Origin of the sequence: Agromyces sp. LHK192 (assembly GCF_004006235.1) — a bacterium.
Taxonomy (GTDB): domain Bacteria; phylum Actinomycetota; class Actinomycetes; order Actinomycetales; family Microbacteriaceae; genus Agromyces.
This window is the reverse complement of the sequence record NZ_CP034753.1, coordinates 1778157-1791737: the sequence shown is the minus strand read 5'-3', so window position 1 is coordinate 1791737 and position 13581 is coordinate 1778157. Positions and strand designations below refer to the sequence as shown.

The window sequence follows — 13581 nt, the reverse complement described above, 5'->3', positions numbered from 1 at the left end:
AACTCCTCGCGGTTCGCCGCGAGCACGCCATCCGGAGGGGGAACCATGGCTCGCACCATCGCCGACCAGCTCGTCGCGCAGCTCATCGACGCGGGCGTCGATCACATCTACGGCATCGTCGGGGACTCGCTGAATCCCATCGTCGACGCCGTCCGCCGCTCGGGCGGGAAGGCGAAGGGCGGCATCGACTGGATCCACGTCCGCCATGAGGAGGCCGCCGCATTCATGGCCGCGGCCGAGGCGCAGCTCACCGGGAAGCTCGCGGTCTGCGCCGGCAGTTGCGGCCCCGGCAACCTGCACCTCATCAACGGGCTGTACGACGCGCACCGGTCGAAGGCGCCGGTGCTGGCGATCGCGAGCCACATCCCGAGCAGCCAGATCGGGCAGGGGTTCTTCCAGGAGACGCATCCCGAGCGCCTGTTCGTCGAGTGCTCGAACTACTGCGAACTGATCTCGACGGCGGCGCAGTCGCCGCGCGTGGTGAACGCGGCGCTTCGGCATGCGATCGCTGGCCCCGGCGTCGGCGTGGTGGTGCTGTCGGGCGACATCGCCGAATTCGAGGCATCCGCCTCGTTCCCGTCGCTCGTGCTGACCGATCAACCGACGCTCGTCCCCGCCGCGACCGACGTGCGCCGGCTCGCCGAGGCGATCGACGCGGCGAAGACCGTCGCGATCTTCGCGGGTGCCGGCGTCGAGGGCGCGCACGACGAGGTGATCGCGTTCGCCGAGCGCATCAAGGCGCCGATCGGGCATTCGCTGCGCGGCAAGCAGTGGATCCAGTGGGACAACCCCTACGACGTCGGCATGACGGGCCTGCTCGGCTATGGTGCGGCTCACGCCGGCATCCACGACGCCGACCTGCTGCTCCTGCTCGGCACCGACTTCCCGTACGAGCAGTTCCTGCCCGACCCGAAGAAGGTCGTGATCGCGCAGATCGATTCGGATGCCTCCCACCTCGGCCGACGCGTCAGCGTCGCCTACCCCGTGCACGGCGACGTGCGCGCCACGCTCGCCGCGCTCACCGGGCTGGTCGCCGAGAAGACCGACCGCAGGTTCCTCGACCGCACGCTGAAGAAGCACGACAAGCTGCTCTCCTCGGTCGTCGGCACATACACCGACGTCGACACGACCGCGCCGATCCATCCGGAGTTCGCCATCTCGGTGATCGACGAGGCGGCGGCATCCGATGCGATCTTCACGGCCGACACCGGCATGGGCAATGTCTGGCAGGCCCGCTACGTCACGCCGACATCCGAGCGGCGCATCATCGGCTCGTTCATCCACGGGTCGATGGCGAACGCGCTGCCCCACGCGCTCGGCGCGCAGGTCGCGTACCCCGGCCGTCAGGTCGTCGCCATCGCCGGCGACGGCGGGCTGTCGATGCTGCTCGGCGAACTCATCACCGCGACGGCGTACGACCTGCCGGTGAAGGTGTTCGTGTTCGACAACTCGACGCTCGGCCTGGTGAAGCTCGAGATGCTGGTCGACGGATTCCCCGATTTCGGCGTCGACGTGCCGCAGGTCGACTTCGCCGGCGTCGCCGCCGCGATCGGGTTCCACGCGGAGCGCGTCGAGGATCCGAAGCTGCTTCGCGACGCCGTCGACGCCGCGTTCGCGCACGACGGCCCTGCGCTCGTCGACATCAAGACCGACCCCCACGCGTTGTCGCTGCCGCCCGCGATCACGGGCGAGCAGGTGAAGGGGTTCGCGCTCGCGGTGTCGAAGATCGTGCTGCACGGCGGCGCCGCGGAGGCGGTCGCGATGGCGAGGTCGAACGTGCGGCACCTGCCGGGGCTGTGATCTCGCGGCGTCGACCGCCGAGACGGCCCAACCGCCGAGCCGCGTCAGCCGCCGAGACGGCTCAACCGCCGAGGGAATCAGGTACCGCGTCGATCGCCTCGTGGAGCCCGGCGACGGCGTCGGGCAGGCCATCGAGCAGGCGAGCCGCCTCCGCGAACGACGACGCCGCGATGCCGGCGAAGTCCGCCCTGGCATCAGCCGACCCGTCGCCCGCGTCGCGCGCCTCGGCGTCGATCTCGCGGACGTCGAGCGCGAACAGCATCGCGTCACGGTGGTCGCCGAGTACGTCCTGCACCGCCTTCGCCGCCTCGGCGAGCTTGACGACCGCATCGTGGTCGTCGCCGTGGAACACGACCGCGGGGTCTTCGGTGAACGCCTCGGCCACGTACCGGAGGCGGCGGGTCGCACGCCGGTATCGGTGCAACGAGTCGAGGTCGCCGAGCAGTGCGCGCTCGGCTCGGCCGACCCGACGGATCTCGCGCCGCAGCGCGGCCGCAGCCCCGCGCGGCGCCGGCCGCTCGGCGTGCGAACCCCCTGGCGCATCCGCGACGAACGCCGCCAGCGCATCGAGTCCTCGATCGGCGCCTTCGAGGTCGTCGACGAGCACCGCGTGCGCGTCCCGGTAGCGGTCGCGCTCGCGGACGATCAAGCGGTCGACGACGGCCGCGTCGGCACCCGCCGTCACCTGCGCCTCCGACTGCGCGATGCGCACCTCGAGGTCGCGCACGACGCCGAGGTCCTGCCCGATCGGTTCGAGCTCGTCGCGGAGGGCGTCGGCGCGTTCGCGTCCGAGTGCGCGTCGTCCGGCGGCGAGCACCCCGCGGGTGCGTCGCACGAGGATGCGGGCCTGGTGCACCGCATCGGGTTCGTCTGCGGCGGCGGCGCGGAGGAGCGCCGGGAGTTCGGCCGAGTAGCGGGCGAGCACCGCGACGAAGGCCTCACGCGTGGTCACGAGTGCGGCCGATCCGGTGGCTGCATGGTTCTCCTTCGAATCGTCGTCGCTGCGCCCGAGCGACCGCCGGCGCGGGTCGCACCACCGTAACAGCGGATGCGTCGACGACCGCGTTGCCTCGACACCGGGGCGCCCGAGGCCCGTTCGCCCTGAGCGGAATACCCCGAACGCCGCCGGAGTTGGCGTCAGGGTGAGCAGTTCCGAGACCGCCGGCGCCGGCGAGACCTCCGTCGGCTTCCGATCCGAGCGCGGTCCGATCCTGATCGCCCTGATGCTCACGACGGGCCTCATCGCGATCGACGCGACCATCCTCGCGACGGCGGTGCCGTCGGTCGTCGGCGACCTCGGCGAGTTCGACCAGTTCCCGTGGCTGTTCTCGGTGTACCTGCTCGCGCAGGCGGTCTCGGTGCCGATCTACTCGAAGCTGGCCGACACGGTCGGGCGCAAGCCGATCGTGCTGATCGGCGTCGGACTCTTCCTCGTGGGCTCGATCCTGTGCGCGTTCGCCTGGAACATGACGGCGCTCATCGTGTTCCGGGTGATCCAGGGCCTCGGGGCGGGGGCCGCGGCGCCCATGTCGATGACGATCATCGGCGACCTGTACACCGTGGCCGAGCGCGCGAAGGTGCAGGGCTACATCGCGAGCGTGTGGGCGATCTCGTCGGTCGTCGGGCCCGCGCTCGGCGGCGTGTTCTCGCAGTTCGCGTCGTGGCGGTGGATCTTCCTGGTCAACATCCCGTTGTGCCTCGTCGCCGGCTGGGCGCTGATCCGCTTCTACCGCGAGTCGGTCGAACGACGTCGACACCACATCGACTACGCGGGTGCGGCGCTCCTGACGGTCGGGCTCACGGCCGTGATGCTCGGCCTCCTCGAGGGCGGCAATGCGTGGGCGTGGGCTTCGCCGCAGAGCATCGGATGCTTCGCCGTCGGCGCCGCGGCCCTCGTCGGCTTCGTGCTCGTCGAGCGTCGTGCCGCCGAGCCGATCCTCGACCTGCGCATCTTCCGGCGGAGGCTCATCGCGTCGACCACGCTGGTGTCCCTCGGCGTCGGCGCGCTCCTCACCGGCGTGACGAGCTTCGTCCCAAGCTACCTCGAGACCGCGATCGGCGTCGTCCCGCTGCTGTCGGGGCTCGCGGTGGCCGCGCTCACCTTGGGGTGGCCGCTCTCGGCGTCGCTGTCGGGCCGGCTCTACCTGCGCATCGGCTTCCGGTCGACGGCGGTGATCGGCTCCGTCATCGCGACCGCGGGCGCCGTCGCGCTCGCGGTCAGCGCGCCGTACCCGAGCCCGTGGATCGTCGCCGCCATCGCGTTCGTGATGGGATTCGGTCTGGGCTGGGTCGCAGCACCGACGCTGATCGCCGCGCAGGCGTCGGTCGACTGGAACGAGCGCGGCGTCGTCACCGGCACGAACGCGTTCGCCCGCTCGGCGGGCTCGGCGCTCGGCGTCGCGGTCTTCGGCTCGATCGCCAACAACGTGATCGCCGCGAACGGCGGCGAAGCGGATGCCGCGACGATCGTTCCGGCGTCCGCCGCGGTCTTCATCGCCACCGCGGTGACGGCCGTGCTGATGCTCGCAGCATCCGCCTGGATGCCTCGAGACCGCGTCGCCGAGCCGGTCCGCTGAGCCGCACCGGGCGACTGACGATCATCCGACCCGCCCACGGATGTCGCCGGCTCGCGTTAGCGTGGGCGGATGGCCGACGACGATGCGACCCCTCCCCCGCTGCGCGTGATCCCCGCCGCCGAAGCGCCGTTCGGCGACGTCGAGCGCGTGTTCGGCACCCGCGGCGACCCCGCCTCCTGTTGGTGCCAGTGGTACAAGATCCCCGGAGCCGATTGGCGAGGCGTCGGGAAGGACGCGCTCCGCGATCGGCTCGAGGCGCAGATCGCCGAATCAGGGCCTGGACCGGGCCTGCTCGCCTACGAGGGCGACGAACCCGTCGGCTGGGCCGCGGTCGAGCCGCGACCTCGACTGCCGCGACTGCGCACGCGGCGCATCGTGAAGTCGGGCACCACGCAGCCCGACCTCGACGACGAGTCCGTGTGGGCCGTCACCTGCTTCGTCGTGCCGCGCGAACATCGCGGCCGGGGCGTCGCGACCGAGCTGGCCCGCGCGGCCGTCGACGCGGCGCGGGCCGGCGGAGCGACCGTCGTCGAGGCATACGCGGTCGACCCGACGACGGGCGCGAAGAAGAGCGCCGCAGAGCTCTTCCCCGGCACGGTCTCGATGTACGCCGCAGCCGGCTTCGCCGAAGTCGCGCGGCCGACCGCGTCGCGCGTGGTCATGCAGGTCTCGTTCGAGCGCTGATCCCGCCCGGGAAGCCGTGGGCGACGGCGAAGCGCCGCCCGCGGCATCCGCTCACTTGCGCTGGCGACGCTCCCGGACGCGCATGTTCAGCACGATCGGGCTGCCCTGGAAGCCGTAGATCTCGCGCAGGCGCCGCTGGATGAACCGGCGGTAGCCCGGGTCGAGGAACCCGGTGGTGAACAGCACGAAGGTCGGCGGACGCGTCGCGGCCTGCGTGCCGAACAGGATACGGGGCTGCTTGCCGCCGCGCACCGGGTGCGGGTGCTCCTGCGTGAGCTCGGTGAGGAACGCGTTGAACTTGCCCGTCGCGATGCGGGTGTCCCACGAGTCGAGCGCGGTCTCGAGGGCGGGCACCAGCTTCTCGAGGTGGCGCCCCGTCTTCGCGGAGATGTTGACGCGCGGCGCCCAGGCGACGTGGTGCAGGTCCTGCTCTATCTCGCGCTCGAGGTAGCGGCGGCGGTCGTCGTCGAGCTCGTCCCACTTGTTGTAGGCGATGACGAGCGCGCGGCCCGACTCGAGCACCATGTCGATGATGCGCACGTCCTGCTCGGAGATCGCCTGGGTCACGTCGATGAGCACGACCGCGACCTCCGCCTTCTCCAGGGCGGCCTGCGTGCGCAGGGTGGCGTAGAAGTCGGCGCCGTGCTGTAGGTGCACCCGACGGCGGATGCCGGCCGTGTCGACGAAGCGCCAGACGCGGCCGCCGAGCTCGACCTGCTCGTCGACGGGGTCGCGGGTCGTGCCGGCGAGCTCGTTCACGACGACGCGCTCCTCGCCGGCCGCCTTGTTCAGCAGGCTCGACTTGCCGACGTTCGGGCGACCGAGGATCGCGACGCGGCGGGGTCCGCCGACCTCCTGCTTGGCGACGGCCGAGATCTCGGGCAGCACCTTGAACACCTGGTCGAGGAGGTCGGCCACGCCGCGACCGTGGAGCGCGGACACCGGGTACGGCTCGCCGAGCCCCAAGTTCCACAGCGCTGCCGCCTCGGGCTCCTGGCGTGAGTCGTCGACCTTGTTCGCGACGAGGAAGACCGGCTTCTTCGTCTTGCGGAGCAGCCGCACGACGTGCTCGTCGGTCGCGGTCGCACCGACCATGGCGTCGACGACGAACAGCACGACGTCGCTCAGGTCGATCGCGACCTCGGCCTGCGCGGCGACCGAGGCGTCGATGCCCTTCGCGTCGGGCTCCCAGCCGCCGGTGTCGACGAGCGTGAAGCGGCGGTCGAGCCACTCGCCCTTGTACGAGACGCGGTCGCGGGTGACGCCCGGGGTGTCCTCGACGACGGCCTCGCGGCGACCGAGGATGCGGTTCACGAGGGCGGACTTGCCGACGTTCGGGCGTCCGACGATCGCGATGACCGGCAACGCCGGGAGGTACCGGATGCCCTCCTCGCCCTCCTCGGAGAGCTCGAGCAGGTCGAGGTCCTCCTCGTCGAGCTCGTAGTCGTCGAGGCCGCTGCGCAGCGCGGCCGCGCGCTGCTCGGCGAGCTCGTCGTCGACGTCGGCGAGGCGCTCGGCGAGGTCGTCGGCGGGTGCGTCGACGTCCGGCGCGTCGAACTCGGTGGCGTCGGACTCGGCAGCGTACGACTCGTCGTCGCGGTCGGTCATGGGTGTCTCCTCAAGGCTCAGCGGGGCGTTCCGCGGTCGTGCCGCGCGATGGCCCCTGCACCATTCAATCAGTGACCGGCTGAGAGTCCGCGATGACGGCGATCACGGCCGCCACGGTCGCGTCGAAGTCGAGCTCGGTGGAGTCCACGGTCGTCACCCCGTCGGCCGCGGTCATGAACTCCACGACCTTCGAGTCGGCCCGATCGCGCTCGCGCAACTGGGCGCCGGTCGCCGCGGCATCCTGGCCGGTGAGCTCGGCGGCGCGACGCGACATCCGCACCTCCTCGGTGGCGGTGAGCAGGATCCGGACCGGCGCATCCGGCGCCACCACGGTCGTGATGTCGCGTCCCTCGACGACGATGCCGGCACGCGTCTCGGCGGCCACGATCGCGCGGAACAGCTCGATGAGGTGCGTCCGCACCTCTGGGACGCGCGCGACCCGGCTCACGACGGCCGAGATTCCCGGTTCGCGGATCGCCTCGGTCACGTCGACGTCGCCGACGTGCACGCGGTACCCCGACGGGTCGGTGCCGATGCGGTAGTCGAAGCTGTCGAGGCATGAGACGACGGATGCCGCATCGTCGAGGTCGACACCGGATGCCTCGGCGTGCCAGGCGAGTGCCCGGTATGCGGCGCCGGTGTCGAGGAAGCCCCAGCCGAGCTCGCGCGCGACCTGCTTGGACACGCTCGACTTGCCGCTGCCCGCGGGGCCGTCGAGGGCCACGACGAAGGGGTGCACCACGTTCACGTTGTCGTTCATCCTGCGATCTTCCAGCCGCGTTCGGCCAGTTCGGTGGTCAGTCGGTCGGCGGCCTCGGGAAGCACCTGGATCTCCGCGAGGCCCACCTGGCGGCCCGGCGAGTGCTCGAGCCTGAGGTCTTCGAGGTTCACGCCGATTTCGCCGATCTCGGCGAGGAGCCGCGCGAGCTGGCCGGGCCGGTCGTCGACCATGACGATCACGGTCGTGAACCGCTTGTCGGTGCCGTGCTTGCCGGGCAGGCGTTCGACGCCGGTGTTGCCGCCCGCGAGCTCCTCGGCGACCCGGCGACGGGCACCGGGCGCCGCCGGGTCCTCGAGGGCATCGATGAACCGGTCGAGGTCGGCGCGGTAGGCGACGAGGACGTCGCGGACGGATGCCGCGTTCGCCCCGAGGATCTGCACCCACAGGTCGGGGTCGCTGGCTGCGATGCGCGTGACGTCTCGTGCGCCCTGGCCGGCGAGCCCCAGCGCCGCGTTCGGCGCGTCGATGAAGCGGCGCGCCATGAGGCTGGAGACGACCTGCGGCACGTGGGAGATCAGCGCGACCCCGCGGTCGTGCGCGTCGGGGGTCATCTCGACGAGCGTCGCCCCGAGGTCGAGGATCAGGTCGTCGATCGCGCTCGCGCGCCGGTAGCTGATCTCGTCGTGCGCGGCGACGACCCAGGGCCGCCCGGCGAAGAGGTCGGCGCGCGCCGCGAGCGGTCCGCCGCGCTCGCGCCCGGCGAGGGGATGGGACCCGATGTAGCGGCCCACGTCCGCGCCTGCGGCGATGAGTTCGTCGAGGATGCCGGCCTTGACGCTCGCGACATCCGTCACGATCGCGTCGGGGAACGACGCGAGTTCGTCGCCGACGACCCGCGCCGTGACGTCGGGCGGGACCGCGACGACGATCAGTTCGGGTGCATCGCCGGCGGTCGCGGCACGGCCCGCGCCGAGGTCGATCGCGAGGGCGACGTGGGTCGGCGAGGCATCCGCCAGGATGACCTCGAGCCCCCGCTCCCGGAGGCCGAGCGCGATGCTCGTCCCGAGCAGGCCGGTGCCCACGATGCGCACGGGTCCGGCGAGGCGCGACTCGACCACGTCAGTCCTTCCGCTTCGTGCCGGACCGATCGGTGCCGACCTGGTTCGTGCCGGACCGCTGCTCATCCGGCTGCTGCCGTTCGGCGCCTGCCGCACGCGAGATCGTCAGCAGCCGGCCGCGTTCGATCTTAGTCAGCTCGCGCAGCTCGCCCGACCGCAGGGTGCCGAGGTGCAGCGGACCGAACTGCCGCCGCACGAGGTCGACGACCGGATGCCCCACCGCGTCGAGCATCCGGCGCACGATGCGGTTGCGACCGGAGTGCAGCGTGACCTCGACCATGCTGTGCGCCGCGTCGCCCTGCGCTTGGAGGAGCTTTCCCCGGTCGATCGCGATCGGGCCGTCGTCGAGCTCGACACCCTGCTTCAGCCGCTGCAGCGTCTGCGCGGTGACCCGCCCCTTCACCTTCGCGATGTACGTCTTCTCGACGCCGAACGACGGGTGCGACAGCACGTGGGCGAGCTCGCCGTCGTTCGTGAGCAGCAGCAGCCCGCTCGTCTCCGCGTCGAGCCGGCCGACGTTGAAGACCCGCTCCTCGAGCGTCGACGTGAATCGGGTGAGGTCGGGCCTGCCCTGCTCGTCGCGCATCGTCGACACGATGCCGCGCGGCTTGTTGAGCATGTAGTAGCGCTTGGCGGCGTCGAGCTGCACGGCGACGCCGTCGACCGCGACCCGGTCGGTCGACGGATCGATGCGCGACCCGAGCTCGGTGACGACTCTGCCGTTCACCTCGACCCGACCCTCGACGATCAGCTGCTCCGAGACGCGGCGCGACGCGACGCCGGCCGCCGCGAGCGCCTTCTGCAGCCGTTCGCCGGCCGTGGACAGCGGCGCCGGCGACCCTGCGCCCGTCTCCCGATCAGATCCGGTCACTGTCGAATCCTTCCTGGCCGTCGTCGAGCAACGGCGAGATGCGCGGCAACTCCTCGATCGAGTTGATGCCGAGGTTGGTGAGCAGCAGGTCGGTGGTGCCGTACAGGATCGCCCCGGTCTCCGCGTCGGTGTCGACCTCGGTCACGAGGCCGCGGCCGAGCAGCGTCCGCACGACCGAGTCGACGTTCACCGCGCGGATCGACGCGACCTGCGACCGTGAGATCGGCTGCTTGTAGGCGATCACCGCGAGCGTCTCGAGCGCCGCCTGCGACAGCTTCGTCGAGGTCTGCGTGAGCACGAAGTCGGCGACGAGCGCGTCGTACTCCGTGCGCACGTAGAACCGCCAGCCACCGCCGACCTCCCGCAGTTCGAACCCGCGTCGGATGCCTCGGGCCGACGCATCGACGGATGCCTCGTCGGTGCGCGGCTCGCCCGAGGTGCCGGTGCCGTCGTAGTCCTGTCGCAGGCGTGCGATCGCCGCCCGCACCTCGGCGACGGGGCGCGCCACCGCCGCCGCGAGCGCGACCAGGCCGACGGGCTCGTCGGAGACGAACAGGATCGCCTCGATCGCGCGGTCGAGGTCGAGCCGCGGCTGTCCGGGCACGTCGAGCGGCGTCGCGACGGAGAGCTCGGGCACGGAGGCATCCGCCGATGCTGAATCCGTCGCTGCGGCATCCGTCTCTGCTGCGCCCACGTCTGCGGCATCCGTCTCATTCGTCGTCATAGTCGGCTCCCAGGCTGTCGAGTCGATCGTCGGTCCAGTGCTCGGCCGCCCAGCGCAGGGTGAGCTCGCCGAGCGGTTCGAGCTGCTCGAACCCGATCGCGGCGTGGCGGTAGAGCTCGAGCACCGCGAGGAATCGCGCGACGACCACCCCGCGTTCCTCGACCCCGGCGATGAGCTGCCGGAACGTGACCGGGTCCCCGCGGCGCAGCACCGCGACGACCTGCGCCGCCTGCTCCCGGATCGACACGAGCGGCGCGTGCAGGTGCGCGAGGCCCACGACGGGAAGCTCCCTCGGCGTGAGGGCCAACGTCGCCAGCGCGGCGAAGTCGTCGGCGGTCAGCGTCCAGCGCAACTCGGGCGCCCGCTGGCGGAACCGCTCCTCGAGTCGCACCGTGCGGGCGTGCCGCATCTGCTCGGCATCGAAGTGCGTCTGGAACCAGCGCGACGCCTCCTTGAACGCCCGGTACTGCAGGAGACGCGCGAAGAGCAGGTCCCGCGCTTCGAGCAGCGCGACGTCTTCCGCGTCGACGAGTTCACCCTGCGGCAGCAGCCCCACGACCTTGAGGTCGAGCAGGGTCGCCGCGACCACGAGGAACTCCGACGCCCGGTCGAGCTCCTCATCGGAGTCGAGGCCGCGCAGGTACGAGATGAACTCGTCGGTGACCTTCGACAGCGACACCTCGGTGATGTCGAGCTCGTGCTTCGCGATCAGCGAGAGCAGCAGGTCGAACGGCCCCTCGAAGTTCGTGAGCGCGACGCGGAAGCCGGGATCGGACGCCCCGTCGGCACCCGCGACGACTGACCCGACCGGCTCGGCCTCAGGCGACCGCGCCACGGAAGACCAGCTCCCTGGCGAGCTGGCGATACGCCCTCGACGCCTGGTGCTCGGGGGCGAACGTCGTGATGGGGGTCGCCGCGACGGTCGCGTCCGGGAACTTCACGGTCCGCGTGATGACGGTCTCGAGGACCTTGTCGCCGAAGGCGTCGACGACGCGCTCGAGGACCTCGCGCGAGTGCAGCGTGCGTGCGTCGTACATCGTCGCGAGGATGCCGTCGAGCTCGATCGCGGGATTCAGTCGGTCGCGCACCTTGTCGATCGTCTCGATCAGCAGGGCGACGCCGCGCAGGGCGAAGAACTCGCACTCGAGCGGGATCACGACGCCGTGGCTGGCCGTCAGGGCGTTGACCGTGAGCAGGCCGAGCGACGGCTGGCAGTCGATGAGGATGACGTCGTAGTCGGCCGAGACGCGGCGCAGCACTCCGGCGAGGATCTGCTCGCGCGCGACCTCGGTGACCAGGTGCACCTCCGCCGCCGACAGGTCGATGTTCGCGGGGATGACGTCGAGCCCCGGCACCTCGGTGTGCTGGATCGCATCGACCGGGTCGATGCTGCGCGAGAGCAGCAGGTCGTAGATGGTCGGGACGTCGTGCGTCTGCACGCCGAGCCCTGCCGAGAGTGCGCCCTGCGGGTCGAAGTCGATCGCGAGCACCCGGCGGCCGTACTCGGCGAGCGTGGCACCCAGGTTGATGGTCGTCGTCGTCTTGCCGACGCCGCCCTTCTGGTTGCACAGCGCGATGATGCGCGCCGGCCCGTGGGAGCGCAGCGGCTTCGGTTCGTCGAACTCGCGGATCGGGCGACCCGTCGGACCGACCTCGGGATCCAGGGAGGCTGTTCCGTCCGCCGGGTCCGTCAAGTGGTCGGTCACGTGCGAATCATCTCCTCTGCGCCTGCTCGGCTCGCGACGTCTTCGGTGCGCCTGCCGTTTCCCGTCCGGCAACCTGCCTCCGGGCCGCGTGCTCGCTCGATTCTAGCGAGCACGCGGGTGGGAGTGCGTGTACATCTCGCGGAGTGTGTCGGCTGTGACCAGCGTGTAGATCTGCGTCGTCGCGACCGACGAATGGCCGAGCAGTTCCTGCACGACGCGCACGTCGGCGCCGCCCTCGAGCAGGTGGGTCGCGAACGAGTGGCGCAGCGTGTGCGGCGAGACGGATGACTCGATGCCCGCGCGATCGGCGGCCTGCGTGATCGCCTCCCACGCGGCCTGTCGGCTGAGCCGGCCGCCCCGCGCACCGAGGAACAGCGCGGGCGTCGCCCGCCCGCGAGCCGAGAGCATCGGCCGGGCGCGCACGAGGTAGGCCTCGAGCGCGGTGCGCGCATAGCGCCCGACGGGCACGATGCGCTGCTTGCCGCCCTTGCCGAACAGCCGCACGACCTCGTCGTCGACGAGGTCGTCGACGTTCAGGCCGATGGCCTCGGACACGCGGGCGCCCGTGGCGTAGAGGAGTTCGAGCAGCGCCTTGTCGCGGAGGCGTCCGGGGTCGTCGCCGTCGGTCGCCGCGAGCAGCGCCTCGACCGTGGCGACGGGGATCGCCTTCGGCAGGCGCATCGGCAGTTTCGGCGGGGCGACGGCCCGGGCCGCGTCGTGGCCGATCCGTCCGTCCTCGAGCAGGAACCGGTGCAGGCCGCGGACCGCCGAGAGCACCCGCGCGACCGACGATGTCGCGAGCGCAGGCTCCCGCTCCGTCGACAGGAAGCGCAGGAAGTCGGCGAGGTCGGACTCCGTCACAGCGCCGAGCGCCGCGATCCCGCGCGCGTCGAGGAATCCGACGTAGATCGCCAGGTCGCGGGTGTACGACGCGAGGGTGTTCTTCGAGAGCCCGCGCTCGACGGCGAGGTGGCGCAGGTAGTCGCCGACGCCCCGGTCCCCGATGCTGCGGTCCGCGACGCCGTGGCCGTCGGGCTCACGGGCGTCGATCTCGTCGCCGCCCGCCGCCCGAGGGTCCGCCTGCTCGTCCGTCATGACGCCTCCGAAGCGGATGCCCCGGTCGCTTCAGCCCCGCCGACGCGCGATCGAGTCGCGCGTCGTCCACGGGGCATCCGCGGCCGCCAACGTCGACCATCCGCGCCCGCGCGCCGCGTGCGCGGCCAGGGCGGCGACGGCGAGCAGCGCGTTCTGCACCCGGCGTTCGAGCACCGCGTCGACGACCTCGTCGAGCGGCACCCATCGCGTCAGCATGTCGGCCTCCTCGTCTTCGCGTTCGAAGACGTCGGGTGCGGCGCTGAGGCCCCGAGCCAGGAACAGCCGGATCGTCTCGTCGCTGCCGCCCGGCGAGGTGAACACGTCGGAGAGCACGTTCCACTCGGCGGCGACCAGGTCGGCCTCCTCGGCGAGTTCGCGCTTCGCGGCCTCGAGGGGGTCCTCGCCGTCGATGTCGAGCAGGCCCGCCGGCACCTCCCAGTCGCGATGTCCGACGGGATGGCGGTACTGCTGGATGAGGAAGACGCGGTCGTCTGCATCGAGCGCGAGCACGCCGACCGCGCCGGGGTGGTCGACGTAGTCCCGGACGAGCCGGCCCTCGCCGTACTGCACCTCATCGCGTCGGATGTCCCAGACCCGGCCCTCGAAGACGCGCTCGCTCGAACGCACCTCCGGGTGGAACTCCTCGTCGGCGATCGCCCGGGCCATCGGCTCGGCACC

Annotated in this window: 13 protein-coding genes; 3 read left to right on the top strand and 10 right to left on the bottom strand. The window is 71.6% G+C overall.

Annotated elements, in window-relative coordinates:
* Positions 1-45: 45 nt before the first annotated feature.
* Positions 46-1800 (top strand): pyruvate dehydrogenase, encoded by a 1755-nt coding sequence (locus tag ELQ40_RS07970; RefSeq protein WP_127793209.1) that lies wholly within the window; start codon positions 46-48, stop codon positions 1798-1800.
* A gap of 61 nt (positions 1801-1861) precedes the next feature.
* Here the strand turns inward: ELQ40_RS07970 and ELQ40_RS07965 are convergent, their stop codons facing one another.
* Positions 1862-2752 carry a CHAD domain-containing protein gene (locus ELQ40_RS07965; RefSeq protein ID WP_164863505.1) on the bottom strand — a complete coding sequence of 297 codons (891 nt, stop codon included), beginning with the start codon at positions 2750-2752 and terminating at the stop codon, positions 1862-1864.
* A gap of 271 nt (positions 2753-3023) precedes the next feature.
* Between ELQ40_RS07965 and ELQ40_RS07960 the strand changes: the two genes are divergently transcribed.
* Complete coding sequence (locus ELQ40_RS07960) at positions 3024-4376, top strand: MFS transporter (RefSeq protein ID WP_127793207.1); 1353 nt, start codon at positions 3024-3026, stop codon at positions 4374-4376.
* Positions 4377-4445: 69 nt separating this feature from the next.
* Positions 4446-5060 (top strand): GNAT family N-acetyltransferase, encoded by a 615-nt coding sequence (locus tag ELQ40_RS07955; RefSeq protein WP_127793206.1) that lies wholly within the window; start codon positions 4446-4448, stop codon positions 5058-5060.
* Between the two features lie 51 nt (positions 5061-5111).
* Here the strand turns inward: ELQ40_RS07955 and der are convergent, their stop codons facing one another.
* The 9 genes from der to ELQ40_RS07910 all read right to left on the bottom strand — a co-directional run bounded on the left by der (position 5112) and on the right by ELQ40_RS07910 (position 13569).
* Positions 5112-6668, bottom strand: coding sequence for a ribosome biogenesis GTPase Der (der, locus tag ELQ40_RS07950; RefSeq protein ID WP_127793205.1), 1557 nt, complete (start codon positions 6666-6668; stop codon positions 5112-5114).
* 64 nt (positions 6669-6732) lie between these two features.
* The gene (gene cmk / locus ELQ40_RS07945) at positions 6733-7428 is read right to left on the bottom strand and encodes a (d)CMP kinase (RefSeq protein WP_127793204.1); all 696 of its coding nucleotides are present in this window, start codon (positions 7426-7428) and stop codon (positions 6733-6735) included.
* Positions 7425-8573, bottom strand: a complete 1149-nt coding sequence (locus ELQ40_RS07940) for a prephenate dehydrogenase (RefSeq protein ID WP_127793203.1) — start codon at positions 8571-8573, stop codon at positions 7425-7427. The genes cmk and ELQ40_RS07940 overlap by 4 nt, the downstream gene beginning before the upstream one ends.
* The gene (locus ELQ40_RS07935) at positions 8509-9378 is read right to left on the bottom strand and encodes a pseudouridine synthase (protein ID WP_164863504.1); all 870 of its coding nucleotides are present in this window, start codon (positions 9376-9378) and stop codon (positions 8509-8511) included. The genes ELQ40_RS07940 and ELQ40_RS07935 overlap by 65 nt, the downstream gene beginning before the upstream one ends.
* Positions 9365-10102 (bottom strand): SMC-Scp complex subunit ScpB, encoded by a 738-nt coding sequence (scpB, locus tag ELQ40_RS07930; protein ID WP_127793202.1) that lies wholly within the window; start codon positions 10100-10102, stop codon positions 9365-9367. The genes ELQ40_RS07935 and scpB overlap by 14 nt, the downstream gene beginning before the upstream one ends.
* Positions 10089-10937, bottom strand: coding sequence for a ScpA family protein (locus ELQ40_RS07925; protein ID WP_127793201.1), 849 nt, complete (start codon positions 10935-10937; stop codon positions 10089-10091). Before ELQ40_RS07925 ends, scpB begins: the two co-directional genes overlap by 14 nt.
* Positions 10921-11808: a ParA family protein gene (locus ELQ40_RS07920; RefSeq protein WP_240665998.1), complete on the bottom strand. Its 888-nt coding sequence runs from the start codon at positions 11806-11808 to the stop codon at positions 10921-10923. Before ELQ40_RS07920 ends, ELQ40_RS07925 begins: the two co-directional genes overlap by 17 nt.
* A 102-nt stretch (positions 11809-11910) precedes the next feature.
* Positions 11911-12903, bottom strand: a complete 993-nt coding sequence (xerD, locus tag ELQ40_RS07915; RefSeq protein ID WP_127793200.1) for a site-specific tyrosine recombinase XerD — start codon at positions 12901-12903, stop codon at positions 11911-11913.
* Between the two features lie 30 nt (positions 12904-12933).
* Positions 12934-13569: an NUDIX hydrolase gene (locus ELQ40_RS07910; protein ID WP_127795196.1), complete on the bottom strand. Its 636-nt coding sequence runs from the start codon at positions 13567-13569 to the stop codon at positions 12934-12936.
* Positions 13570-13581 lie beyond the last annotated feature (12 nt).